The sequence below is a fragment of the Nonomuraea sp. NPDC049607 genome, assembly GCF_040675375.1.
In the GTDB taxonomy this organism is placed as follows: Bacteria; Actinomycetota; Actinomycetes; order Streptosporangiales; family Streptosporangiaceae; genus Nonomuraea.
In genome coordinates this window covers 251,743-275,230 of sequence record NZ_JBFAOV010000003.1, presented here as the reverse complement: position 1 = coordinate 275,230, position 23,488 = coordinate 251,743, and the positions used below count along the sequence as shown (strand labels likewise).

The following is a 23,488-nucleotide window of genomic DNA, read 5'->3' as shown; positions in this document are numbered from 1 at the left end:
TCACGAGGGCTGAGCCGGAAACGTGGTGCGGTGGCTCCGGGGGCCGGAGCCGGGTGAGGGGGCAGGGTGGGCCTCAGGCGAGGGTGCTCGGCGTGGTGCCTTCCGGGCCGCCCCACACGTCGTCGTCCTCGGCGAGCCAGGTGGTGTTCTCGTCGGTGTGCTTCTCGCCGCCCTCGCCGCCGCGGGCGGGCGCGCCGCCCATCATGCCCGGGGCGACGAAGCCCGAGCCGCCGTTCACACCGCGCATGGCGGCGGCGTTGACCGCGACGCCCCCCTGCCCCGTCCCCATGCCGCCCGCGCCGGACCCCGTTCCCGAGCCGTAGGGCGAGCCGCCGGTCGTGGACGTGGACGTGGGGTAGCCGCTGTTGTTCATGCCGGACAACGACGGGTCGTACCCGGCCAGCTTGGTGGTCCCGTCGTTCGACCCCGGGGGCAGGGAGGTGGACAGGTTGGGCGACGTCCCGTTGGGCGCGGAGCCCAGCGAGGAGCCGTTCAGGGCCGAGGAGTCGGCGCCCCCGTACGGGTTGTCCCCGCCGTCGTAGCCCGGGACGCCGCCGACGTTCGCGCCGGAGCCGCTGGTGCCGTCGGGGTACTGAACCGTCGGGTAGGTCCCCGTTCCGCCGTCGCCGGGCAGCTTGCCGTCGACGTACCCGGGCCCGCCGGGCACCGCGTTCGGGCCGAACGAGGCCGTGGGGTACTTGTCCGGGAGGCCGTCGCCGTTCAGGTCCGGACCGGGCACGCCACCGCCGCCGTTGTTGAAGTCCGGCAGCTCGGGGACGCTCGGGTCGGGCAGCGCGGTCTGGATCTCGGCGGGCAGCTGCTTGTAGTGCTCGACGATGCGCTCGTTGACCTTCTTGAGGTGCTCGACGGCCCGCTTGTCCCCCCGGTAGAGCCGGTAGAACGGCACCCGTCCGGCCCAGTCCACGTCGCGGTCCGTGCGCGAGTCGTGGTCCATCGACTCGACCACGTTGGCCTGCGCCCAGTGCAGCGTCTCGCCGTACCCCTGGAGGGGCCGGCCCATCTCGCCGAGCTTCCTGGCCAGCTCGCGCACGCTGGCGTGCAGCGTCTGGAGCTGCTTCTGCGTCTCGACGGCGGCCGGGCCCGTGTAGTTCTTGGCCAGCTCGGCCGCCTTGGTCTTCAGATCGCCGGCGAACCCGTTCAGCAACGCCTCGGCGTGCGAGTAGTAGAGACCGGCCAGCTTCACCGAACCCGGGTCGGTGGCGTCGATCCAGTCCCTGACCTTCGAGAGCGTGTCGGTGAACATGCTGCCCATGAACGACACGTCCGGGGTGGAGGTGTCGACGGGACCGGTGTTGTAGACGAGCTTGAACGTCTGCTTCCTGGGCTCGGCCATGGCTGTCTCAGACCTCCCGCCGCGCGGCGGCTTCCTCGGTCGCCTGCTCGGCGCCGTCCGACGCCTTGGAGATGTCGAGCAGCGCCTCGACCGTGCTGCCGGCCTGCTCGACCATGGAGGCGTACAGGCCGCTGGCGGAACCCTGCTCGCCGATCAGCTGGGAATAGGCCGAGTTGACCGCCAGCGCGAAGTGCATGGCGGCGGGCCACTCGCCCATCTGGTTCTGGCTGAGCGCGCAGTACCGCTGGAGGTCGGGCAGCGCGCCGGCCCCCTCGGGCAACTGCGGCTCGGGGGCCTTGGCCCCCGGCGCGGTGAGGAACTCCGTGACCGGTGGACGCGTGGGCGTCTTGAGCTTCTTGAGCAGCTCGTTCACCTCGCCGGCGATGCGCTTGATCTCCGTGCGGTTGGTCAAGTTGTCCTTGTCCCCGTCGAGCCCGGGCCAGTTGGGGTCCAGTTCGAGCGCCATGGCCGCCTCCCTAACCGATCACCGGTGAGATGGAGCCCTCGTGGTGGCTCCACACGTCGTTGTCCTCCTTCAGGAGGGTCGAGGTCTCGACCTGTCCCTGCTCGGCGCCCTGCCCGCCGCCGCCGGTGAAGGGCATGAACGGCATGCCGCCGCCCGCCGCGCCCGCCCGTGCCGCCGCCGCCGCGGGCGCGCTCCCCTGGGTGTACGACCCGGGGCCGCCGATCACCGCGGGAGTCCCCGAGGCCGGTGAGGGGTAGGTCGGCTGCGTCACGAACGACTGGTTCGGGGGCGTGGGGTTGGTGGGCGTGATGGTCGGGTGGTAGCCGGCCGTCTCGGTGGCGCGCGGGTCGCGGGCGTCCACGTCCTGCGGCTGGGTGGCGCGGTCGCCGGTGGTGTTGTTGTCGAGCACGGGGGGCGTGGTGCCGTCGCCGGTCGAGGACGAGCCGCCGGTGCCGGATCCGGTGCCCTGACCGCCCGAGGGGTCGGTGCCCGGGGTGTCCGTCCCGGGGGTGTCCGGGCGGTCCGTGCCGGGGGTGTCGCCGCCGGGGGTCTGGTCCCCGGGGCGGGGGTCGGTGCCGCCGTTACCGCCGTTGCCGCCGTCCTGGCCGCCGTTACCGCCGCTGCCCGATCCGTCCGATCCGCCTGACCCACCGGAGCCGCCGGTTCCGCCGTGGGCGCCGCCGCCGCTCCCGGAGCCGTTCGAGCCGCCGCCGGAGTCGCCGGAACCGCCGCCGTTCCAGTACGTGCCCTTCGTGTACGGCGTGTGCTGGTCGAGCGGCATGTCCCGTTCGGGGGCCGGCGTCTCGGCCGGCTTCACCTCGGGCAGCTCGACGACGACGCTGGCCGGGATGCGGAAGTCGTACAGGTCGACGATGTGGTTGTTGAGCTTCTCCAGCGCCCGCCGGGCCACGTCGGCCTGCATCTCGGTGGGCGACTTGGTGAGGCCGGGCTTGGGCTCCGGGTAGTTGTGCGACGTCTGGGGCCCGAGCACCGGCGGCGTGTACGACGGCGACGGCGTCGAGGTCGGAGCCTTCGGCGGCGGGCCCGCCGAGGGCTTCGGGGTGGCCGTCTGCGCGTTCTTGGCGGCCTCGACCTCCTCGATGGCCGTCGGCAGGTAGTCACGCCCGTACAGGATCAGCGCCTCGGACATCTTGTCCATGGCCTCGGCGATCTCCTGGCCGGAGGCGTTGAGCAGCTGCAGCGCCCGCTGCGCCTGCGCGGACGTGTCCGACCGCCACGCGCCGGACAGATCCTTGCCGATCTGGGGCAGCGCCTCGGCCACCCCGCGGATGATCTTGGCTACCTGCTTGTAGGACAGCCCCCGGTCGTGCACCTCCATGGCGGAGGTGGCCTTGAGCCATCCTTCGATCTGTTCCCGCGACGCGGTGACGGGCCCGGTCGTCGGACGCCGGGACTCGTCACGGATGTCGACCTTGCGCTCAGCCAACGCTGCTGCTCACTCTCGGCCCGGGTTGGTCTTGGCGTAGCTGTCGGCGCTGTCCCTGATCGCCTTGACCAGTTTCTGGCAGCACTCGACGTAGTCCTGGTACAGGCCGGCCAGCAACGCGCCGCGGCCCTCCAGCGACACCTGGCCGCCGGGGTCCGCGCCGGTGCTGCCCACGCTGTGCGCGAGGGCGCTGGCCGCCGGCCACCGCCCTATGTGCTCCTCGCCCAGCGTGAAGTACCTGGTGAGGGTCTCCACAGAGCCGGTGACGCCGTCCCTGTTGCCGCCGGCGCCCTGGGTGAGCGCGAGAGCGATCTCCAGGTCCTCGGCTATGGCGCGCATCCTGCCCACGTCGTAGTAGAGCTCGGCGTCGGTGTCGTCGAGCCCAGGCCACGGTTCGGGTTCGAGCCCGGCCATGATCCTCCCCTTACAAGGCTCGGCCACCGCGGGGGTGGCCGACCCGAAAACGTCAGCCGTCGTACCAGATGGACTTGTTGCGGTTCTCGGCCGCGCGGTAGTTCTCGTTGGCGATCTGGACGGCCTTCTGCAGCTCGTCCAGCTGCCCGCGCATCTGGGTGGCCGCGCCCTGCCACTTCTTCTCGCGCTCCCGGAACCACGTCTCGGCGCCGTCCGGGCCCTCCCAATGACCTTTCAGGTCGGTCTGCAACCGGGTCATCAGGTCCTGGGTGGCCTTCTCGAAGGAACCGAGGATCTTGATGAAGTCCTCCTGGGCGAGCTCCATGTGCCCAAAGTTGACTTTGGTGAAGTCGAGCTCAGCTGACACCGCGTTCCCCCTCCTACTTGATGTCGACGTTGATCAGGGACTCGACGCGGCCCATACCGGCCTGGACGTCCTCGTCGGCCGCGGAGTAGACGACCGCGTTGACGCCCATATTGTCGGCGATGAGCTCCAGGTCGGTCCGTACGGCCCGCATGGATTCGTCCCAGCTGGTCATGGCCTTCTGGAACCTGGCCGCCGCCGGGCCGAGCCAGCCGGTCGTGAGAAGGCCATTGGCGGTCGTCTCAACCGCCGTCCTCAGACCCTCGATGTACTGGGCGGTGTCCACCACGTGGCCAGAGGCCACCTTGATCTGGCTCGGGCTTGCCCCAAAGAAGTCAACCACTCGCCACCTCCGTAACGATCATTTCGGTCGCTAACCCATATAAGCACCAAAGGTCCCATGAGTAACAGCGGACTCAGTGGCCTAGATGTAACAACTTCTCGACATGCCAGCAAACGCCCTGGTCAATCACAGGTCCAGTTCGCGGCGGATTCTGTCGAACTCTTGCATGGTGCTCTCGAAGGCCCGTTCGTAGCTGGCTTCCGCCTTGCGGATCTGACGCAGCGCCTGGTCGGGGTTCTCCAGCATCCGCATCGGGTTGCCGCTCTCGCCGAACATCTGGGTCAGGAGCGCGTCGGCCTGCCGCTGGAGGTCGACGGTCGCCAGATCGACGGCCACCTTGATCCTCTCCGACAGCTCGACCGCGCTCAGCCGCATCGCCTTCGGCTGGATGTCCAGCGTGCGCAGGCCCTCCTGGCCGTACTCGACGAGGATCAGGTGTCCGTCGTCCTCGCCCCGGCCCACCAGGGCGGACATGGCCTTCTGCAGCTCCTCGGACTTGCTGAGCTGCTCGTCCATGTTGTTCAGGAGCCGGTCCATGTCGATGTCACCGAGGTCCCCGAAATCCGCCATCGACTCCATCCCTCCCCTAGGGCATATCCCGGCGATCTAACCACAATCACGGCTTTGTGGTACTCACCTCAGGGACGACCCAGTCGAAGCCCTGGTACCCGGCGGGCAACTGCCCGGGCGCGGCGGGCTCCTGGAAGGAGGGCAGGTTCTTGGCGTCGATCGTGGCCCGGCCGAAGTCGACGGCGGCCGCGCCCCCCGGCAGCACGAAGCCGAACTGGTGCTGCTTCCTGATCAGCGTCCCGAGCACCTGCATGCCGCCTCTGAGCAGCTGCGCCAGCATCCCGGTCATGATCGCGGCGGCGCTGATCAGCGCCGAGCCGACGAGGTGCTCCAGGATCATCCCGGCCGCCGCGACCTGCGGGACCGGCGCCAGTTTCATCCGCACGGCCGTGAGCAGCAGCGTGATCCCGGTCACGACCGTCGAGCCGATCTGCATCCAGTAGTTGCGCACCCCGGCGGCCACCTCGTCCAGCACGCCGCCGATCTCGCCGAACGAGTTGCGCAGCGCGCCGATCTCCTGGTGGAACAGCGCCTGCACGCGGCCGAACTCCGTCTGGTCGGCGGCGATCCAGCCGGTCCTGGACGTGGCCAGGATCTGCGGCATGAGGTTCTTCACGCCGTCGTCGAGGCGGGCGCTGATGCCGTACTTCCAGACGTTGGCCGCCTCGGCCATGGCGAACTCGTCGGCCGCGCCCACCGCAACGATGGCGGTCACGGCCACCAGGTACGGCGAGAACCGGCCCGCGCGCTTCAGCAGGTTCAGCACCCGCGTGCTGAGCGACTCCGCCGAGCCGGCGCCCACCGGGCCGAGCTTGCCGGTGGCGGGGTTGAGCGGGATCGACGGCGAGCGCGGCGGGCCGACCGAGCCGCCCTTGTTGACCGCCTTCAGCAGGGACGAACCGCCGCCGCCGCGCGAGGCGCCCCTGCCCTTGTTGATGGCGTCGAGATAGGGGTCGCTCATGCGCGGTACTGGATGATGCTGGCGTCCTCTGCCGCCCGCCAGTTGCGCTCGCACACGGTCAGCGCGCCGGACCAGCCGTCCAGGGCGCCCTCGGCCTCCCCCATCAGGCCGTCGGCACGGTCCATGACGGCCTCGTACGTGCTGCCGATGATCATGTTGCCCAGGATGCCGAAGCCCAGGCCGTCCACGGCCGTGAGCGGGATCAGGCCTTTGACGAAACCGACGATCCCCGTCTTCAGCTCGGACTCCACCCGTTGGCGCGTCTTGCCGATGGTCGTCGAGGTGATATGGATTTCCCGATTCGTTGCCACGACGTCCGATTGTTGCGGCGGTTTGCCCCTATTTCAGTACCCATAGCGCGGTTTTCGTGATCACTTCAGGGGACGGAAAACCACCGCTCCCCGTTCGTTAACCTACGGGCGGTGGCGTGCAGGCCATGGACCCCATCGACTTCAACCCCGACGACCTCGACCGCGTGATCAGCGAGAGCGAACGCTCGGTCCGCAACCTGGCCGGCATGCTGGACGAGCTCAGCCTGGTCACCGGCCAGGGCGAGAGCCGCAGCGGCGCGGTCACCGCGCGCGTGGACGCCGACGGCCGCCTGGAGGACCTGAGGCTGGCGCCCAGGGCGAGCCGCCTGGAGCTGGACGAGCTGACCGAGGAGATCGTCCAGGCCGTCCGCGCCGCCCAGGACGACCAGTCGCGCAGACTCAGGGACGTGATCCCGCCCGCGTCGTTCGGCGGCCTGTCGGCCGAGGCGGTCACCCGGCAGTTCCAGGACCTCCAGGACGGCCTCTCGCGGGAGCTGAACGACCGCTTCGACGCCCTGGAGGCCATCCGCCGCCGCGTCCTGTCGGACGACTGAGCCCCGCCCCCCTCCCAGGCCGGTACGGCTAACCGGCCAGGCCGCGCACCCAGGCGTAGACCTCCAGCACCCCGAGCGCCAGCGGCACCAGCGCGACGATCAGCGCCCACTCCGTGATGTCGGCGGCCCTCCCCCAGAACGGCGAGGGCCTGCCGCCGGGCAGCCACACGCCCATGCCGACGACCACCATGGCGGCCCACAGCAGCCCGAGCACCACGGCCACCGAGGCCACGCCGCCCATGCCGATCCCGACGGACACGGCCACCGCGCCGAGCGCGGTCAGCCCGACCAGCAGCAGCCACAACCGCTGCCCGACGCCCTGGAACACCCGGGCCCGCATGATCTGCGTGAACGCCAGCACCAGGGACATGGCCACCGAGACCCACCGGCCGTCCGCGACGAACAGCGCGTGCGCCCCGGCCCCGACCAGCGCGACGCCCACGATCATGCCGGTCGCGTACCGCCGCGCCGCGCCCGTGCGCTCCAGCACCGAGGCGCTGTCGAGCCGCTGGTTGTCGCCGCGCAGTTCCTCGGCGTTGGTGGGCATGGACGGCAGCGGCACGCGGGCCAGCCGGAACGACAGCACGGGCACCAGCGGGCTGAACGCCATCACGACGGCCGCGCCGACGGCCGCCACGCCCGCGGGCGACGCCCCGGTCACCATGATCACGGCCGCGCAGATCGCGCCGGCCATCGAGGCGATGGCCGTGCCGAGGAAGCCCGGCACGCCGTCGGCGATCGCGGTGCCGCCGAGCGTGGCCACCAGCGCGGTGCAGGCCAGCGCCCCGAGGAGCTGCGGCGCGCCGACGGTGGCCAATCCGCCGCCGGCGGCGGGGGCGAGCAGCCCGGCCAGGAACGCGTACGGCAGCGCGGCGTACCCGATCAGCGCGCCCGAGCCCGAGTCGCCGACCGCCCGCGAGATCGCCATCCCCACGCCGATGATCAGCAGCGCGAGCGCCCCGGCCACGATCGCGGTCACCATGGGGGTGAGCCCGCCGAACGCCAGCGCCACCGCGCCGGCGACGAGCAGCCCGCAGGCCGCGCCGCCGCCCATCCCGCGGGTCAGGTCGGCCGACCACTTGCCCTTGCCCTCGCGCACGCCGGTGGCGACCACGTCGGCCACGTCGTCGAACCTGGCCGGCGGCAGTGCGACCGCGCGCGGGCGCAGGTAGAGGATCTCGCCGTCCAGCACGCCCAGCGCGCCGAGGCTCTGACCCAGGTCGAAGGGGGGACCGCCGAGGCGCTGGAGCGTCCAGCCGGGCGCGGTCGCGATGTCGCCGCCCAGCTCGCCCATCGCCCTGAGCAGCCCGGGAAGCACGTGCGGCAGCGGGATGTCGGCGGGCAGCGCCAGGTCGGCCTTCCTGCGCGGCCCTACAACCGTCACGTGGCACAGCGGCGGGAGCGGAGCGGGCACCTGGTGCAACGCGCCCTGCTGTGGAGGCGGGATCTCGGCCAACGATGTCACAAACACAACATAGCGAGACAGTGTTAACTCAGACCTCAACTCGGACGTAAGGCACATCTGGTAAGAAGGTTCTTCCGAGCACCAGAAGGGCCTGTCACTAGGGTGAGCATCGTCGTAGTACGGCGCCCGGAGCGCCGCCCCAGCCCGAAGGCTCCGCGCGGGGAGATCCTGCTGGAGTCTCCACCGGAGATCCCCGAGGTCCAGTCACAAGGCATGATGGCGGTGCTGACGTACCTGCCGATGGTGGCGGGCGCGGCGGCGATGGGTCTGATGTTCACCGCCGGCGGCACCAACGCCAACCCCATCATGTACGTGGCCAGCGGCCTGTTCGCGTTCTCCATGGTCGGCATGACGGTCGGTCAGATGGGCCGCCAGGCGGGCGAGCGCAAACAGCGGCTCAACGGCGCCCGGCGCGACTACTTCCGCTACCTGGCGCAGATCCGCAAGAAGGTGCGCAAGGCCGCCATCCAGCAGCGCGAGGCCCTGGAGTGGAGCGGCCCGTCCCCCGACACGCTCTGGTGGACCGCGATGGGCCCGCGCCTGTGGGAGCGCCGCCCCCGCGACGAGGACTTCAGCACGGTACGGCTCGGCACCGGCATCCAGAAGCTGGCCGTCCAGCTCATCCCCCCGGACTCCAAGCCGGTCGAGGACCTGGACGCCCTGTCGGCCGGCGCGCTGCGCCGCTTCATCCGCACCCACTCGACCGTCGAACGCCTCCCGGTCGCCGTCGCGCTGCACTCCTTCGCCCGCATCAAGCTGGACGGCGACCCCGCCCTGGTCCGCGACCTGGTCCGGGCCATGATCGCGCAGATGGCCGTCTTCCACTCCCCCGACGACATGCGGATCATGGTGTGCGCGAGCAAGGAGTGGATGAGCCACTGGGAATGGGTCAAGTGGCTGCCGCACGCGCTGCACCCCGAGGAGACCGACGGCGCCGGCCAGGTCAGGCTCATGGCCGAGAACCTGGCCCAGCTCGACCGCCTGGTGGGCGGCGAGCTGAAGGAACGGGCCCGGTTCAAGCCGGGCGCCTCGCCGGACGCGCTGCCGTACCACGTGCTCATCCTGGACGGCGGCCACGTGCCGCAGGACTCGCAGCTCGGCGCGGACGCCATCGACGGCGTGACCGTGATCGACCTGACGAACTCGGCCGGCACCGTCGAGGAACGCAGCACGCTGCGGCTGCGCATCGACGCCGCCGGCTTCCACATGGTCAAGCTGGACCACGCGGGCCGCGAGAACACCAACCGGCTCGGCGACCCCGACTCGCTGGACTACCTGCGCGCCGAGGGGCTGGCCCGCCAGCTCGCGCCGCTGCGCGCGTCCTCGGCCAAGGGCGGCGACGCCCAGGACGTGCTGGCGGTGAACACGACCCTGACCGAGCTGCTCGGCGTCGGCGACCCGACCCGGCTGGAGCCGTCGGTGACCTGGCGTCCGCGCGCGGGCCGCAACCGGCTGCGGGTGCCGATCGGGCTCGGCGCCGACGGCCGGCTGGTCGAGCTGGACATCAAGGAGTCGGCGCAGGGCGGCATGGGCCCGCACGGCCTGGTCATCGGCGCGACCGGCTCGGGCAAGAGCGAGCTGCTGCGCACGCTGGTGCTCGGGCTCGCGGTCACGCACTCCTCGGAGATCCTCAACTTCGTGCTCGTCGACTTCAAGGGCGGCGCGACCTTCCTCGGCCTGGACGGCCTCTCGCACGTCTCCGCGGTCATCACGAACCTGGAGGACGAGCTGCCGCTCGTGGACCGCATGCACGACGCCCTGCACGGCGAGATGGTGCGCCGCCAGGAGCTGCTGCGCGCGGCCGGCAACTACGCCTCCCTGCGCGACTACGAGAAGGCCCGCGAGCAGGGCGCCAACCTGCGCCCGCTGCCCACGCTGTTCGTCATCCTGGACGAGTTCAGCGAGCTGCTGACGGCCAAGCCCGAGTTCATCGACCTGTTCGTGATGATCGGCCGGCTCGGGCGTTCGCTCGGCGTGCACCTGCTGCTGGCCTCACAGCGGCTGGAGGAGGGACGGCTGCGCGGCCTCGACACGCACCTTTCGTACCGGATCGGCCTGCGGACGTTCTCGGCCATGGAGAGCCGGGTCGTGCTGGGCGTGGCCGACGCGTACGAGCTGCCGTCCGCGCCGGGCAACGGGTACCTGAAGTTCGACACCACCGGCATGACCCGCTTCAAGGCCGCGTACGTGTCGGGCCCCCACCATGTCGACCTGCGGCACGTCGCCACCCACGACGGCTCGGTGACGGTCAGGGAGATCGTCGAGTACGGCCCCGACTTCGTGCCCGTCCCGATGGTCGACGAGCAGCCCGAGGACCCCGCGGCGCAGGAGGAGAGCAACAAGGCGCAGCAGAGCCTCCTGGACATCGTGGTCGGCCGCCTGGTGGGCCAGGGGCCGGCCGCGCACCGCATCTGGCTGCCGCCGCTGGCCGAGCCGCCCACGCTGGCGCACCTGCTGCCGCCGCTGTCGGTCACGCCCGAGCTGGGGCTGGCCACCGCCGGCTGGCCGGGACGCGGCCGCCTGCAGGCCGTCGTGGGGCTCATCGACCGGCCGTTCGAGCAGCGGCGGGACCCGTACTGGCTGGACCTGTCCGGCGCGGCCGGGCACGTGGGCGTGGCCGGCGGCCCGCAGAGTGGCAAGAGCACGATCCTGCGCACGCTGATCACCAGCATGGCGCTCACGCACACGCCCGCCGAGGTGCAGTTCTACTGCCTGGACTTCGGCGGCGGCGCGCTGTCCTCACTGGAGGGGCTGCCGCACGTCGGCGGCGTCGCCTCCAGGCTCGACGCCGACCGGGTGCGCCGCACGGTCGCCGAGATCGCCTTGATCCTGCGCGACCGGGAACGCGAGTTCACCGAGAACGGCGTCGACTCCATGGGCACCTACCGCAAGCGGGTGGCCGACGGCTCCCTCCAGGGCGACGGCTGGGGCGACATCTTCCTCGTCGTGGACGGCTGGCTGACGATCCGGCAGGACTTCGAGACCCTGGAACCGGTGATCACCGACCTGGCGGCGCGCGGCCTCGGCTACGGCATCCACGTGGTGGCGGCCACCGGCAAGTGGTCGGAGTTCCGGCCGGGCATCCGTGACCTGTTCGGCACGCGGGTGGAGCTCAAGCTCGGCGACGCCTACGAGTCCGAGATCAACAGGAAGAAGTCCCTGGCCGTGCCGGAAGGCGTGCCCGGACGCGGCCTGACCAAGGACGGCCTGCACTTCCTCGGCGCCCTGCCCAGGATCGACGGCGTGCAGGACTCCGACGACCTGGCCACCGGGCTCCAGGGCCTGGTGCAGGCGATCGGCGACTCCTGGCAGGGGCCGCCCGCCAAGCAGGTCAGGCTGCTGCCGTCGGTGCTGCCCGCCGCGTCGCTGCCGGGCGTGGAGGAGACCGGCAAGGAGCGGATCGCGATCGGCGTGGACGAGGCCGCGCTCGCGCCCGTGCTGATCGACTTCGACGCCGATCCGCACTTCATCGTGGTCGGCGACACCGAGAGCGGCAAGTCCAACATGCTCAAGGTGATCGCCGAAAACGTCGTCGCCCGGCACACGCCGCGCGAGGCCATGATGATCGTGATCGACTACCGCCGGTCGCTGCTGGACACGGCGGTCAGCGAGAACCGCATCGGCTACGCCGCCTCCAGCGCCGCCGCGCTCGAACTGGTCAACGACGCCCGCAACGCCCTGCTCAAGCGCCTGCCGCCGGCGAACCTCACGCCCGAGCAGCTGCGCGCCCGCGACTGGTGGAAGGGCTCCGACCTGTACATCGTGGTCGACGACTACGACCTGGTGGCCACGTCCAACAACCCGCTGCTGCCGCTGGTCGAGCTGCTGCCGCAGGCCCGGGACATCGGGCTGCACCTGATCATGTCGCGGGCCATGGGCGGCCTGGGCCGGGCCATGTTCGACCCGGTGATCCAGCGCATCAAGGACATGGCCAGCCCCGCGGTGATCCTGTCCGGCAGCAGGGACGAGGGCTTCCTGTTCGGCAACGTACGCGCCCAGCCGCAGCCTCCGGGACGCGGCTTCGTGGTGGACAGAAGGTTCGGCTCGCGGCTGGCGCAGACGGCGTTCTGGCCGCCCCCGGAGGAGGAGTGATGGCAGGACTCGACATCCACTTCGACGCCCTGGACGACTGCCGCATCGCGGCCCATGCCGTGGCGAACAAGTTCGGCGACCTGGCCGACGGCTTCCCCGCCACGGCCGTCGACTCCTCGATCTTCGGCAAGCTGGCCGACTCCTCGGCCCTCGCGACCGCCGTGGGCCGGGTGGAGGGCGTCGCCGACAGCGAGTGCGGCAAGGCCAAGAGCCTCGTCCAGAGCGTCGAGCGGGCCCTGGACCTGGTGGAGAGCAACGTGCGGAAGGCGAACGACCCGTCATGAGCGCACCGGAGGCGATCAACAGCCTGCCCGGCGGTCCCACTCTGGCCGCGCTGGCCGAGCAGGTGACCGGCAACCCGAGCTCGATCCGGGGCATCGCCGCGCGCTGGCGTACGGCCGCGGGCGAGGTGCTCGCCGGAGCGGGCGAGCTCGGCAGCGCCGTCACCACCGTGGACCTGGCCTGGGAGGGCGCCTCGGCGGACGCGTTCGTCCGTTACATGTGGGACTACGGCAGGGCCGGCCAGGGCCTGCACGACGCGTTCGACGCCTGCGCGGACGCGCTCGACGCCGCCGCCGACGCGCTGGAGAGCTCACAGCGCCAGGTGGACGGCATCTGCGACCGCCTGCTCACCCGCGTGCAGACCTACAAGGACGCCAACCCCGACGCCAAGCCGGAGGACCTGAACGCCGAGATCGGCCGCCTGGTGCGCGAGGAGACCGAGAACGCCGGGCAGCCGGTCAAGGACGCCAAGACCGCCGTCTCCGACGCCAAGAAGGCCATCGACACCGCGCTGGCCGAGCGCAAGATGACCTTCGCCAAGATCAAGGCGGCGGGCGAGCAGGAGGGCGAGCACAGGTTCGTGCCGGACGCCGATCACCGGCTGGACTGGCGGCGTACCCAGAGCTACACCTCGCCCTATTCGGGCAGCGGCGGCAGCCCCATCATCGGCGGCTACGGCTCCAGCGGCCCGCCGCCCGCCGCGGGCGGCGGGCCGGCGCCCTCGGGCAAGGTGAAGGAGTGGATCGAGGAGGCCGTCGCCATCCTCAAGGCGAACGGCTACCCGGCCGACAAGATGAACGTCAACGACATCTGGATGATCATTCAGCACGAGTCCGGCGGGAACCCGCACGCGATCAACCTGTGGGACTCCAACGCCGCGGCCGGGCACCCCTCCAAGGGGCTCATGCAGACGATCGACCCCACCTTCAACGCCCACGCCATGGACGGCCACCGGAACATCTACAACCCGGTGGACAACATCATCGCCGGCGTGCGCTACTCGATCGATCGCTACGGCAGTGTGTCCGCGGTGCCGGGGGTCGTCGGGACGAAGACCGGATCCGGCTACCGCGGATACTGAGCCCTAGCCGCAGTTGGCCCAGTCGGCGCCGCCCTTGACGGAGCCCGCGCTGCCCGAGTACCGCACGCACTTGCCCTTGGCCGGAAGCTTGACCGGGCCCGCGTAGTACTCGTAGTTGCCGCTGTCGGTGCTGCTCGGGCCGCCCTGAACCTCCAGGGTCGCGCTGACGGGGCTCGCCTTGCCGACGTCGGCGCCGGACTTGAGGGTGACCACGCAGTTCTGGCCCGTGCTGCTGTTGTAGAGCTGGTACGTCGTGCCGCCGCTGAACGTGGACGACCGCTGGACCACGAAACCGGACCCGCACACCTGCGTCGCCGTGTAGGGGTTCGGCTTGGCCGGGGGCTCGGAGGTCTTGGTGGGCTCCGGCGCCTGGGTGGGCTTCTGGGTGGTGGGCTCAGGAGCCTGGGTGGGCTTCTCGGTCGGCTTCTGCGTCTCGGTCGGCTTCTGCGTCGGCGTCGGGGTCGGAGTCGAGGTCGGCGTGGGCGTCGGGGTGGGCGTCTCCGTCGGCTTCTGCGTCGGCTTCTCCGTCGGCTTCGGGGTCGGCTCCTCGGTGGGCTTCTCCGTCGGCTTCTGGGTGGGCGTCTCGGACGGGGTCGGCGTGACCGTCCTGGTGACCGTGGCCGTCGGCTCGGGCTCCTTGTCGGTCTTCTTCGCCTGCGCGGTCGGCTGGGCCGTCGGCTGCTGGTACGTCGGGACCACCATCTGCTGGGTCACCGTCGGCGTCGGCACCGAGGTCAGCACCGGCACCTGGCGGGTGTCCGTGGAGTCGTCGTCGTCCGGCAGCACCAGCGGGCCCACGCCGTCGTCGTCCGGGGACGGCGTGGTCGCCCAGGGGGCGGTGACCTCGGGCTGGGGCTGCGTGGGCGCGGCGGTCATGGCCTGCTGGGCGGCTGCCGCGCCCGAGCTGGCCGAGGCGGAGGCCGCCGCGGCGGCGGGCTCGAAGGTGACGTTGGAGGAGTAGCGGCTCGCGCCCCACAGGCCGAGGGCCGACAGCAGCACGACCGCCATCACGCCGGCCGCCAGGCCGATCGGGAACGGCTTGCGTGCCGGGGCGGCGCCGGCCGCGCCCGCCGCGACGGGCCGGCCCGGCTCCACGGGCGGGTTCTGCGGTCCGGGCGGCGGTCCCCACGCGGCCTGCACGGGCACCGGCGGGTACTGCACCGGCACCCCCTGCACCGGCTCCTCGTGCGCGGGAAGGTGCTGCATCGGACCAGCCTGCATCGGACCGGCCTGCATCGGGTCCTGCCCCATCGGGACGGGAGGCAGTGCGCCGGGCGGGATCGGGCCCTGCTGCATCGGGTCGTGCGGGAACGCGCCCGGCGGGATCGCGCCCTCCGGCAGGAATCCCGGGGGTGCGGGCTGCGGGGGCACCGGGCCGTACGGGGCCGGCGCGCCCTCGATGGCCAGGGGCAGCACCGGAGGCCGGCCCGGCACGGGCGGCTGCCCCGGCATCGGAGGCTGACCCGGCATCGGGTACTGGCCGTCGATCAGGGTGACCAGGGCCGCCGGGTCGGACGGCAGCTGGACGGGCACGCCGTCGATCGGCGCGGCCGGCATGGGGGCCTTGTCGTCCCCCAGCAGCCGCAGCAGCGCCGTGTACGTCGTGGGCCGTCCGGACACGTCCTTGGACAGCGCCGCGAGCACGGTCTGCCGCAGCGGGTCCGGCAGCCCGTCCACCACGGGCTCGTCCGTGAGGACGGCGTGCGCGTCCTGGCCGAACGGCGCGGAGCCGGTGGCCGCGAACACCACGGTCGCCGCCCAGGCGAAGACGTCGGCGTAGGGGCCGTACTGGAGGCCGTTGAGCTGTTCGGGGGCGCGGTAGCCGATCTCGCCGGCCGGGTCGCCGATCTCGATGTCGGTGACGCGCAGACCCTCGCCGGTGAGGATCACGTTGTTCGGGGTGAGCCCGCGGTGCGCGAACCCGGCCAGGTGCACCGCGGTGAGCGCGGTGAGCATGCCGACCGCCACGCGTTCGAGCGCGTCACCGGTCAGCGGGCCGTCCTCGGCGACGGTCTCGGCCAGCGAACGTCCTTCGACGTGCTCACGTACGACGTAGAGCCGGCCGTCCTGGACGCCGGCGTCGAGCGTGCGGGCCACGTACGAGCTGGACACGCGGGCGACGTCCTTGAGCCGGGTCACGAAGTCCGGGTCGGTCGCCGGGTCGACGGTCAGCGTCTTGATCGCGACCGGATCGGCGTCCTCGGACTCCTTGCCCAGATGAACGGCGCCACGCGGGCCCTGCCCCAACTGGCTCACAATGTCGTGGTCGCCGAAGCGCTCCGGTACAGGCGCCTGGGGGGAGTCCTTCTCCACCATGACCGTCCTTTCAGGAGTCTGTCATGATCGAGAGACATTTAACCAAATAAGCCCCATAAGCATCAGCAGTTTCGGTCGCTCGTTCTTACCGTTAACCGTCAATTCGCCCAAGATCCGGCGGCGAGCCGGGCCGCCAGCGCCGCCTGCGTCCCATGGGCACGACCACCCAGGCCGCCATCACGACCCCGGCCAGCGACAATCCGCCCACCGCGACCACCGTCGCGACCTCCATCGACCGCTGGTCCGGCGGCACGGCCTTGCGCACCACGGTCGCGGGCAGCGGCGGCGGCACCGGCGGCGCCACGGCCACCTGCTCCGACGGCAGGACCGCCGTCACCGCGAGCAGCGGGTTCACCATCCCGGCGCCGGTGCCCGTCCCCGACGCGCCGTCGGCGGTCATCGTGATGCGCCTGCGCACCTGGAGCTGCGTCAGCCCGGGATGGCGGGACCGGACGAGCGCGACCACGCCCGCCACGTAGGGAGCGGCGTAGCTGGTGCCCTTCAGGGCGGACTGGTAGCCCTTGAGCGGCCAGGTCGAGCTGATCCCCTCCCCCGGGCCGAGCACGGCGACCGCGTTGGGGTTGGAGAACGTCGAACGCCCCCCGTCCGGGGTCGCCGAGCCCACCGACAGCACCCCGTCGTAGGCGGCGGGATAGGAGGGGGCCGACGTGCCGTCCTCCTTGGTCAGGTTGCCGGCGGCGGCGACGATCACCACGTCCCGCTCCAGCGCGTAGGCGACGGCCGCCCTCAGGTCGGCCGTGTCGGGGGCGTCGATCGAGAGGTTGATGACGGTGGCGCGCTCGTCCACGGCCGTCTTGATGGCCTTGGCCAGCAGGCCCACGTCGCCTCTGTCGCCGTTGACCTGCTTGATCGACAGCAGCCTGACCCCGGGGGCGACGCCGTGGAAGGGCACGTCCTTGCGCGGCTGGCCGGCGATGATCCCGGCGACCGCCGTGCCGTGGCCGACGCAGTCGCGAAAGCCCGTGTTGGTGAGGTCGGCCTTGCCGCTCAGGCGGATCTGCGGGTGCGTCTCGTCCACGCCGCTGTCGATGACGGCGACCGTGACGCCCCGGCCCGTGGTCAGCGGCCACACCCGCTGCACGTTGAGCCGCCGCTGCGCCCAGCTCTCGGCGATCGCCATGGTGGCCTTCTTGGGCGTGCACCGCTCGGGCGCGGCCTGCGCCGGCGCCGCCGCGAACTGCAGGGCGAGCACGCTCGCCGCCAAGGCGCGACCAATCATGAAGAAAGAGCGTAGCCTGCCCGATCCGGGAGGAACGCTCCCCTCAGGACGGAAGAAGCCCCGGCGCCCGGCCAGGGCCCCCGTCCGTGCTCATTGCGTGGCGGACTCGATGTTCTGCCGGTACGTGTTGATCACCCGCGAAGCCTCCCGCAGCTCCTCGGTCATGCGCGTGAAGGCCGTGCGGTACTGCTGCCAGGCCTCGCCGAACCGCTTGGCCCCGTCGCCCGTCCACGCGGTGCCCACCTTGGCCGCCTCGCGGTCGAGCGCCGCCGACACGTTCTGGAGCGCCTCGGCCTGCTGGGTGAACTGGCTCGCCATCTGCTGCATTTCAATGGGGTTGCCGCCGAGCATACTCTGGCTCATGCATACCTCCTGGGACTGGTGAAAGCGCCCTCACCTTAAAGCGGGCCACCGCCCATCGCCCCCGTTATGCCGAGCGGCTATGGTCGTCCAGAGGATTATTCGGATCAAAGGGGTGATCCATTCATGCGCGAGGTCGTGGTGACGGGTGGCGGCACCGGGATCGGCTATGCCGTCGCCGAGGCGTTCGTCTCCCTCGGCGACCATGTCACGATCACCGGCCGGCGCGAGCAGGTGCTGAAGGCGGCGGCCGGGCGGCTGGGGGCGGCGTACGTGCCGTTCGACGCCGCGAGCCCCGCCGCCGTGCAGGGCGCGCTCGACAGCCTGCCCGCGCACGTCGACGTCCTGGTCAACAACGCCGGGGGCAACACCGATCTGGACCGCGGGCAGTCCGGCGACCTGGCGGACGTCGCCGAGGCGTGGTGGGCCAACCTCAACGCCAACCTGCTGTCCGCCGTCCTGGTCACGACCGCGCTCGCGCCGCGCATGGGCGAGGGCGGCCGGATCATCTCCATCGGCTCGATCGCCGCGCGCGGCACCGGGTCCGGCTCGTACGGGGCCGCGAAGGCCGCCGTCGAGTCCTGGACCGCCGACCTGGCCGCCGAGCTGGGCCCCCGGGGCGTCACCGCCAACGTGGTGGCTCCCGGGCTGGTGATGGAGACCGAGTTCTTCCGCGGCAGGCTCACGGAGGAGGGCGTCAAGGCCCGCGTGCAGAAAACGCGCAACGGGCGCCCTGGCACCCCCTCTGACGTGGCCGATACCGTTCTCTTTCTGGCATCCGCGGGAGCCGGGCACATGACGGGGCAGGTGCTGCATCTCAACGGCGGCGCGTACCTCGGCCGCTGAGCACTCACGAGGAAGGGACGAAGGTCGGTGCGGAAGGTTCTGATCGCCAATCGCGGCGAGATCGCCGTACGGGTGGCCCGCGCGTGCACGGACGCGGGGATCGGCAGCGTGGCCGTCTACGCCGACCAAGACATCGACGCCCTGCACGTCAGGGCGGCTGACGAGGCGTACGCGCTGGGCGGGCAGTCCCCCGCCGAGACCTACCTCGACATCGCCAAGCTGCTCGACGTCGCCGCGCGCTCCGGCGCCGACGCCGTGCATCCCGGCTACGGCTTCCTGGCCGAGAACGCCGCCTTCGCCCAGGCCGTCATCGACGCCGGCCTGATCTGGATCGGCCCGCCCCCGGCCGCCATCGCCGCGCTGGGCGACAAGGTGCAGGCCAGACACATCGCGCAGAAGGTCGGCGCGCCGCTGGGGGCCGGCACCAAGGACCCGGTCTCCGGCGCGGAGGAGGTCGTGGCGTTCGCCGAGCAGCACGGCCTGCCGATCGCGATCAAGGCCGCGTACGGCGGCGGCGGGCGCGGCATCAAGGTCGCGCGCAGGCTGGAGGAGGTCGCCGAGCTGTACGAGTCCGCCGTCCGCGAGGCGGTGGCCGCCTTCGGCCGGGGCGAGTGCTTCGTCGAGCGCTACCTCGACCGCCCCCGGCACGTCGAGACCCAGTGCCTGGCCGACCGCGAGGGCAACGTGGTCGTGGTCAGCACCCGCGACTGCTCGCTCCAGCGCCGCCACCAGAAGCTGGTCGAGGAGGCCCCCGCGCCGTTCCTGTCGCCGGAGCAGATCGACCTCCTCTACACCAGCTCCAAGGCCATCCTGAAGGAGGCCGGCTACGTCGGCGCCGGCACCTGCGAGTTCCTCGTCGGCCAGGACGGCACGATCTCCTTCCTGGAGGTCAACACCCGCCTCCAGGTCGAGCACCCGGTGAGCGAGGAGGTCGCGGGCGTCGACCTGGTGCGCGAGATGTTCAGGATCGCCGACGGCGAGCTCCTGGGCTACGACGACCCGGCCCTGCGCGGCCACTCGATCGAGTTCCGCATCAACGCCGAGGACGCCGGGCGCAACTTCCTGCCCGCCCCCGGCACGCTGACCGCCATGCGCACCCCGTCCGGGCCCGGCGTGCGCCTCGACTCGGGCTACGAGGCCGGGATGACGGTGCCGCAGACGTTCGACTCGCTGGTGGCCAAGCTGATCGTGACCGGCCGCACCCGCCGCGAGGCCCTCGACCGGGCCCGGCGGGCGCTGGCCGAGTTCGAGATCGACGGCATGCCGACCGTGCTGCCCTTCCACCGGGCGGTCGTGACCGATCCGGCGTTCACGTCCGAGCCGTTCGCCGTGCACACGCGGTGGATCGAGACCGAGTGGGACAACCCGGTCGAGCCGTACGCGGGCGAGGTCGCCACGGCTCCGTCCGCCCCGGCGGTGCGCGAGACGGTGACGGTCGAGGTCGGCGGCAAGCGCCTTGAGGTGGTGCTCCCGGCCGGGCTCGGCATGGCGGGCCCCGCGCCCGCCGCGGGCAAGGCGCCGCGTCGCGCCGGCGGCGCGCGGAAGCACGCCTCCGCGGGCGGCGACGCGCTGGTCAGCCCGATGCAGGGCACGATCGTCAAGGTCGTGGCGAACGACGGCGACGTGGTCGGCGAGGGCGACACGGTCGTGGTGCTGGAGGCCATGAAGATGGAGCAGCCGCTGACCGCCCACAAGTCGGGCACGGTCACGGGCCTGTCGGCCGCCGTCGGCCAGACCGTCACCTCGGGCGCCACGATCTGCGAGATCAAGGACGCCTGAGCCCGCTCCCCCCGTGCTTCCGCGCCGTCGCGGGCAGGTAACGTGCCCAGTGAGGAACTTTGCCGACCGCCCGTTCGTCCTCATGGGCGAAGGAGGCTTGCTGCCAATGACCCATTCGCTGCGCCGAGCAGGGGCCGCGATCGCGGCTCTGATCGCCGGGCTGTTCGTCGTTCTTGCGCTGTCCCCTGCCGCCAACGCGGCGGCGCCACCTGACGCACAGACTGTGGTGCAAAACTGGAAGAAGGCCCCGCTCTACGTGGTGTCGGGCTCCCCCTTGAGCTCCAGCCAGCAGAGTGACATCAACGACGCGCTGAAGGACGCCGACAGCAAGATCTACGCTGTCGCGCTGCCCGACGGCACCTTTGACAACTCCACCGTCGGGCCGTACCTGTCATCGCTGGGCAAGGCGCTGGTGGAAGCCGGTCGTCCCAAGGTGACGGTGGTGGTGTTCGACGGCGAGACGATGTTCGCCGGGTCCAACGCCCTGCGCAACAACCTCGCCGGCCAGCTGGTCAAGCTCTCGGTGAACGCCAACTCGGGCGACATCGTCGCGGGCGTGAAGGACTTCACGAACCGGGTCGACGCGGCGGGCAAGAACGACCGCAGCGGCGCCCTGAGCACCAGCAGCCAGGCCAACCCCGGCGCCGGGGGCCAGTTCGCGCTGGTGGCCCTGCTCGGCCTGCTGGTGGTCGGCGGTGGCGGCTACTTCCTGTACTCCAAGAACAAGAAGAAGAAGCGCGCCATCCAGGAGGCCAAGGACCTCGCCGCGGTCAAGCAGACCGTGGAGGAGGACGTCACCAAGCTGGGCGAGGAGATCACCGAGCTCGACACCGACGTCACCCTCGCCGGCCAGGGCGGCGGCCACATCACCGAGTGGCAGCAGGCGCTCGACTCCTACGAGAAGGCCAAGGTCCAGCTCAACGCGGTCCAGCGGGCCGACCAGGTCCGCGAGGTCACCCAGACCCTGGAGGACGGCCGTTACGCGCTGGCCGTGGTGAAGGCCAAGGTCAACAACCGGCCGATCCCCGAGCGGCGTGCCCCCTGCTTCTTCAACCCGCAGCACGGCCCGTCGGCCCGTGACGTGCGCTGGGCCCCGCCCGGCGGCGCGGTGCGCGACGTGCCGGCCTGCGCGATGGACGCCGAGGCCGTCGAGCGCGGCTTCGACCCGCAGATGCGCGAGGTCATGGTCGACGGTCACCGTCGCCCCTACTACGACGCGGGCCCGGCCTACCAGCCGTACGCCTACGGCTACTACGGCGGCTTCGGCGACATCATGACCGGCATGTTCATCGGCACGATGATGGGCAGCATGTTCCACGGCGGCTGGGGCGGCGGCGGCTACGGCGCCGGTTACGCCGAGGGCTACCAGGACGGCGGCGGCGGGGGCGACCTCAGCGGCGGCGACTTCGGCGGCGGAGGGGACTTCGGCGGCGGTGGCGGCGGCTGGGGCGACTTCGGCGGCGGCGGCGGAGACTTCGGCGGCGGAGACTTCGGCGGCGGAGACTGGTAACCCTGCGCCGACCCTGACGGGCGCGCCCTCCCATTCCGGGGGGCGCGCCCTTTTCGTGTTCCGGGGTAAACCTTCCCGGCCCACTTCCGCGTTGAGGCCGTGTGAGTGAATCCGACGACGCCTCCTACGCCGCCTTCGTGGCGGCGGCCTGGGACAGGCACATGGCCGTCGCCATCCTGCTCGCCGGCGACCGGCACCGGGGCGAGGAACTGCTGCAGGACTGCCTGGTGCGGCTGTACGTCCATTGGCGGCGCGTGCGGTCCGCCGACCCGCACGCCTACCTGCGGCGCATGCTGGCCAACGGCAACGTCAGCCGGTGGCGGCGGCGACGGCGGGAGGTGCCCACCGCCAGTCCGCCCGAGCACACCGATCCCCGTCAGCAGCTTCACGAGCCGCACGAGGACCTGCGTCGCGCCCTGCTCGCCCTGTCACCCAGGCAACGGGCGGTGGTCGTGCTGCGGCACTACGAGGACCTGACGGAGAAGGCGGTCGCGGCCGTACTCGGTTGCTCGGTCGGCGCCGTCAAGAGCCAGCACTCCAGAGCGATGGCGCGCCTGCGTACGGCTCTGCGCGAAGATCAGGAGGCAGCACGATGAAGGACGACCAGGAACTCCTGGCGCGGGCACTGCGTGTTCTCGCCCGGCGCGAGGGGCCCGCGCTCGCGCCCCCGCCGGTGCCTGCGCTGCTGCGACGAGGGCGCCGGGCCAGGCGGATCCGCACCGCGACGCGGGCCGCCGCGGGCGCGCTGCTCGCCTCGGCGGCCGCCTTCGTGATCCTCGGCGGCACCGGGCTCGGCGCTGGGATCGGCCCCGGGATCGGCCCCGGGATCGGCCCCGGGATCGGCACTGCGGGCGCGCCGCCGAGCGCCGTGCCGGCCGGTACGCCGACGTCCTCGGAAGGAGCGCGCCAGGCTCTGGACGCGCGGTCCGTGCTGCTGGCCGCGGCCGAGTCCGCCGCCGGGCACGGGCCCGCCGCCGCCGGCCGGTACTGGCACGTCCGCGCGCGCACCACCCAGCCGGTGAGCCACCCGCAGGCGAAGAACCCGCCGTTCTCGGCCAGGGTGACGAACACCCAGGACACCTGGTACGCGGCCCGCCGGGGCGCGCCCAGCCGGACCATGACCCGCCAGGACCCGAAGGTCACCTTCGCCTCCCCCGAGGACGAGGCTCGATGGAGGCGGCTCGGCTCCCCCGACCTGAGCGGGGGAAAGCCGTCGAGCAATGACTACGCCATGCAACTCCGCTTCCTGATCGGCAGCCACCGCTACACGCTCCGCCAGCTGCTGGCCCTCCCGGCCGACAAGGAGAAGCTGGCGAGCCTGCTGCGGCGGCTGTTCGACGAGGAGGAGCCCGGCGACTGGTGGCCCGGCAAGCCGACGTTCACCTCCTATGTGTGGGCGACGGCGCAGGACCTGCTCGCCGGTCCCATCAGCCCGGGAACCCGTTCCTCCCTGTATCGGCTGCTCGCGGAGCAGCCCGCGATCAGGTCGCTGGGCGAGGTCACCGACCCGCTGGGCCGCACCGGCGTCGCCCTGACGCTGACCACGCCGGGCACTGGTGAGGGTGCGGGCGAGTCGCGCCTGGTCGTGGACGTTGCGACGGCGCGGTTGCTCGCCTACGAGCTCCGCCCGCCCGGGCGGTCCGAGCCGCTGATCCAGACCACGTACGAGGAGACGGGCTGGGTCGACCGCCTGGGCGAGCGTCCGTAGCGTGGCCTGCGGCTCGAACGGTCTT

General features: G+C 71.7%; 22 protein-coding genes. 9 read left to right on the top strand and 13 right to left on the bottom strand.

Annotated features, from left to right (window positions below):
• Positions 1 to 73: 73 nt before the first annotated feature.
• The 9 genes from AB0J97_RS08615 to AB0J97_RS08575 all read right to left on the bottom strand — a co-directional run bounded on the left by AB0J97_RS08615 (position 74) and on the right by AB0J97_RS08575 (position 6,230).
• A complete protein-coding gene (locus AB0J97_RS08615; protein WP_357702525.1) occupies positions 74 to 1,354 on the bottom strand; it encodes a hypothetical protein in 1,281 nt (426 codons plus the stop codon).
• A 7-nt stretch (positions 1,355 to 1,361) separates the two neighbouring features.
• Positions 1,362 to 1,820, bottom strand: coding sequence for a hypothetical protein (locus AB0J97_RS08610; RefSeq protein WP_357702523.1), 459 nt, complete (start codon positions 1,818 to 1,820; stop codon positions 1,362 to 1,364).
• Positions 1,821 to 1,830: 10 nt separating this feature from the next.
• Positions 1,831 to 3,267, bottom strand: a complete 1,437-nt coding sequence (locus AB0J97_RS08605; protein WP_364086250.1) for a hypothetical protein — start codon at positions 3,265 to 3,267, stop codon at positions 1,831 to 1,833.
• A gap of 9 nt (positions 3,268 to 3,276) precedes the next feature.
• Positions 3,277 to 3,681 (bottom strand): hypothetical protein, encoded by a 405-nt coding sequence (locus tag AB0J97_RS08600; RefSeq protein ID WP_364086248.1) that lies wholly within the window; start codon positions 3,679 to 3,681, stop codon positions 3,277 to 3,279.
• 52 nt (positions 3,682 to 3,733) lie between these two features.
• On the bottom strand, positions 3,734 to 4,048 hold the full coding sequence (locus AB0J97_RS08595) for a WXG100 family type VII secretion target (protein ID WP_364086244.1): 315 nt from the start codon (positions 4,046 to 4,048) through the stop codon (positions 3,734 to 3,736).
• Positions 4,049 to 4,061: 13 nt separating this feature from the next.
• The gene (locus tag AB0J97_RS08590; protein WP_364086242.1) at positions 4,062 to 4,388 is read right to left on the bottom strand and encodes a WXG100 family type VII secretion target; all 327 of its coding nucleotides are present in this window, start codon (positions 4,386 to 4,388) and stop codon (positions 4,062 to 4,064) included.
• Positions 4,389 to 4,514: 126 nt separating this feature from the next.
• Positions 4,515 to 4,958 (bottom strand): YbaB/EbfC family DNA-binding protein, encoded by a 444-nt coding sequence (locus AB0J97_RS08585; protein WP_364086240.1) that lies wholly within the window; start codon positions 4,956 to 4,958, stop codon positions 4,515 to 4,517.
• A 46-nt stretch (positions 4,959 to 5,004) separates the two neighbouring features.
• Positions 5,005 to 5,919, bottom strand: a complete 915-nt coding sequence (locus AB0J97_RS08580) for a hypothetical protein (RefSeq protein ID WP_357702511.1) — start codon at positions 5,917 to 5,919, stop codon at positions 5,005 to 5,007.
• Entirely contained in the window at positions 5,916 to 6,230 is a 315-nt protein-coding gene (locus AB0J97_RS08575) for a hypothetical protein (protein ID WP_357702509.1), read from the bottom strand. Before AB0J97_RS08575 ends, AB0J97_RS08580 begins: the two co-directional genes overlap by 4 nt.
• Before the next feature lie 125 nt (positions 6,231 to 6,355).
• Between AB0J97_RS08575 and AB0J97_RS08570 the strand changes: the two genes are divergently transcribed.
• Positions 6,356 to 6,784, top strand: coding sequence for a YbaB/EbfC family nucleoid-associated protein (locus AB0J97_RS08570; RefSeq protein WP_364086237.1), 429 nt, complete (start codon positions 6,356 to 6,358; stop codon positions 6,782 to 6,784).
• A gap of 28 nt (positions 6,785 to 6,812) precedes the next feature.
• Here AB0J97_RS08570 and eccD read toward each other — a convergent pair whose 3' ends face one another.
• Positions 6,813 to 8,249, bottom strand: a complete 1,437-nt coding sequence (eccD, locus tag AB0J97_RS08565; protein ID WP_364086234.1) for a type VII secretion integral membrane protein EccD — start codon at positions 8,247 to 8,249, stop codon at positions 6,813 to 6,815.
• A gap of 102 nt (positions 8,250 to 8,351) precedes the next feature.
• On the opposite strand from eccD, the gene eccCa reads away from it, so the two are divergent.
• From eccCa to AB0J97_RS08550, 3 genes are read left to right on the top strand one after another with little or no spacing between them, the layout of a single operon-like run.
• Positions 8,352 to 12,341 carry a type VII secretion protein EccCa gene (gene eccCa, locus AB0J97_RS08560; RefSeq protein ID WP_364086232.1) on the top strand — a complete coding sequence of 1,330 codons (3,990 nt, stop codon included), beginning with the start codon at positions 8,352 to 8,354 and terminating at the stop codon, positions 12,339 to 12,341.
• Positions 12,341 to 12,625 carry a hypothetical protein gene (locus AB0J97_RS08555; protein WP_364086230.1) on the top strand — a complete coding sequence of 95 codons (285 nt, stop codon included), beginning with the start codon at positions 12,341 to 12,343 and terminating at the stop codon, positions 12,623 to 12,625. The genes eccCa and AB0J97_RS08555 overlap by 1 nt, the downstream gene beginning before the upstream one ends.
• Complete coding sequence (locus tag AB0J97_RS08550) at positions 12,622 to 13,704, top strand: transglycosylase SLT domain-containing protein (protein ID WP_364086228.1); 1,083 nt, start codon at positions 12,622 to 12,624, stop codon at positions 13,702 to 13,704. The genes AB0J97_RS08555 and AB0J97_RS08550 overlap by 4 nt, the downstream gene beginning before the upstream one ends.
• 3 nt (positions 13,705 to 13,707) lie before the next feature.
• Here AB0J97_RS08550 and AB0J97_RS08545 read toward each other — a convergent pair whose 3' ends face one another.
• From AB0J97_RS08545 to AB0J97_RS08535, 3 genes are all read right to left on the bottom strand, one after another.
• Positions 13,708 to 16,020 (bottom strand): protein kinase, encoded by a 2,313-nt coding sequence (locus tag AB0J97_RS08545; RefSeq protein ID WP_364086226.1) that lies wholly within the window; start codon positions 16,018 to 16,020, stop codon positions 13,708 to 13,710.
• A 91-nt stretch (positions 16,021 to 16,111) separates the two neighbouring features.
• Positions 16,112 to 17,260, bottom strand: a complete 1,149-nt coding sequence (locus AB0J97_RS08540) for a S8 family serine peptidase (protein WP_364086224.1) — start codon at positions 17,258 to 17,260, stop codon at positions 16,112 to 16,114.
• Positions 17,261 to 17,350: 90 nt separating this feature from the next.
• Positions 17,351 to 17,623: a WXG100 family type VII secretion target gene (locus AB0J97_RS08535; protein ID WP_364086222.1), complete on the bottom strand. Its 273-nt coding sequence runs from the start codon at positions 17,621 to 17,623 to the stop codon at positions 17,351 to 17,353.
• A gap of 123 nt (positions 17,624 to 17,746) precedes the next feature.
• Here AB0J97_RS08535 and AB0J97_RS08530 point away from each other — a divergent pair, with 123 nt between their 5' ends.
• The 5 genes from AB0J97_RS08530 to AB0J97_RS08510 all read left to right on the top strand — a co-directional run bounded on the left by AB0J97_RS08530 (position 17,747) and on the right by AB0J97_RS08510 (position 23,463).
• Positions 17,747 to 18,466 carry an SDR family oxidoreductase gene (locus AB0J97_RS08530; RefSeq protein WP_364086219.1) on the top strand — a complete coding sequence of 240 codons (720 nt, stop codon included), beginning with the start codon at positions 17,747 to 17,749 and terminating at the stop codon, positions 18,464 to 18,466.
• A gap of 27 nt (positions 18,467 to 18,493) precedes the next feature.
• The gene (locus tag AB0J97_RS08525; protein WP_364086216.1) at positions 18,494 to 20,245 is read left to right on the top strand and encodes a biotin carboxylase N-terminal domain-containing protein; all 1,752 of its coding nucleotides are present in this window, start codon (positions 18,494 to 18,496) and stop codon (positions 20,243 to 20,245) included.
• Between the two features lie 106 nt (positions 20,246 to 20,351).
• Positions 20,352 to 21,755, top strand: a complete 1,404-nt coding sequence (locus AB0J97_RS08520; protein ID WP_364086213.1) for a hypothetical protein — start codon at positions 20,352 to 20,354, stop codon at positions 21,753 to 21,755.
• Positions 21,756 to 21,856: 101 nt separating this feature from the next.
• Positions 21,857 to 22,351, top strand: coding sequence for a SigE family RNA polymerase sigma factor (locus AB0J97_RS08515; protein ID WP_364086210.1), 495 nt, complete (start codon positions 21,857 to 21,859; stop codon positions 22,349 to 22,351).
• A complete protein-coding gene (locus AB0J97_RS08510) occupies positions 22,348 to 23,463 on the top strand; it encodes a hypothetical protein (RefSeq protein ID WP_364086208.1) in 1,116 nt (371 codons plus the stop codon). The genes AB0J97_RS08515 and AB0J97_RS08510 overlap by 4 nt, the downstream gene beginning before the upstream one ends.
• Positions 23,464 to 23,488: the final 25 nt, after the last annotated feature.

Bases quoted from the DNA above. Each gene is read 5' to 3' on its own strand.
- AB0J97_RS08530 (WP_364086219.1), top strand. From the start codon at position 17,747: ATGCGCGAGGTCGTGGTGACGGGTGGCGGCACCGGGATCGGCTATGCC.
- AB0J97_RS08585 (WP_364086240.1), bottom strand. From the start codon at position 4,958: ATGGCGGATTTCGGGGACCTCGGTGACATCGACATGGACCGGCTCCTG.
- AB0J97_RS08600 (WP_364086248.1), bottom strand. From the start codon at position 3,681: ATGGCCGGGCTCGAACCCGAACCGTGGCCTGGGCTCGACGACACCGAC.
- AB0J97_RS08555 (WP_364086230.1), top strand. From the start codon at position 12,341: ATGGCAGGACTCGACATCCACTTCGACGCCCTGGACGACTGCCGCATC.
- AB0J97_RS08610 (WP_357702523.1), bottom strand. From the start codon at position 1,820: ATGGCGCTCGAACTGGACCCCAACTGGCCCGGGCTCGACGGGGACAAG.
- AB0J97_RS08510 (WP_364086208.1), top strand. From the start codon at position 22,348: ATGAAGGACGACCAGGAACTCCTGGCGCGGGCACTGCGTGTTCTCGCC.
- AB0J97_RS08550 (WP_364086228.1), top strand. From the start codon at position 12,622: ATGAGCGCACCGGAGGCGATCAACAGCCTGCCCGGCGGTCCCACTCTG.
- AB0J97_RS08540 (WP_364086224.1), bottom strand. From the start codon at position 17,260: ATGATTGGTCGCGCCTTGGCGGCGAGCGTGCTCGCCCTGCAGTTCGCG.
- AB0J97_RS08615 (WP_357702525.1), bottom strand. From the start codon at position 1,354: ATGGCCGAGCCCAGGAAGCAGACGTTCAAGCTCGTCTACAACACCGGT.
- AB0J97_RS08580 (WP_357702511.1), bottom strand. From the start codon at position 5,919: ATGAGCGACCCCTATCTCGACGCCATCAACAAGGGCAGGGGCGCCTCG.
- AB0J97_RS08545 (WP_364086226.1), bottom strand. From the start codon at position 16,020: ATGGTGGAGAAGGACTCCCCCCAGGCGCCTGTACCGGAGCGCTTCGGC.
- AB0J97_RS08535 (WP_364086222.1), bottom strand. From the start codon at position 17,623: ATGAGCCAGAGTATGCTCGGCGGCAACCCCATTGAAATGCAGCAGATG.
- AB0J97_RS08520 (WP_364086213.1), top strand. From the start codon at position 20,352: ATGACCCATTCGCTGCGCCGAGCAGGGGCCGCGATCGCGGCTCTGATC.
- AB0J97_RS08570 (WP_364086237.1), top strand. From the start codon at position 6,356: ATGGACCCCATCGACTTCAACCCCGACGACCTCGACCGCGTGATCAGC.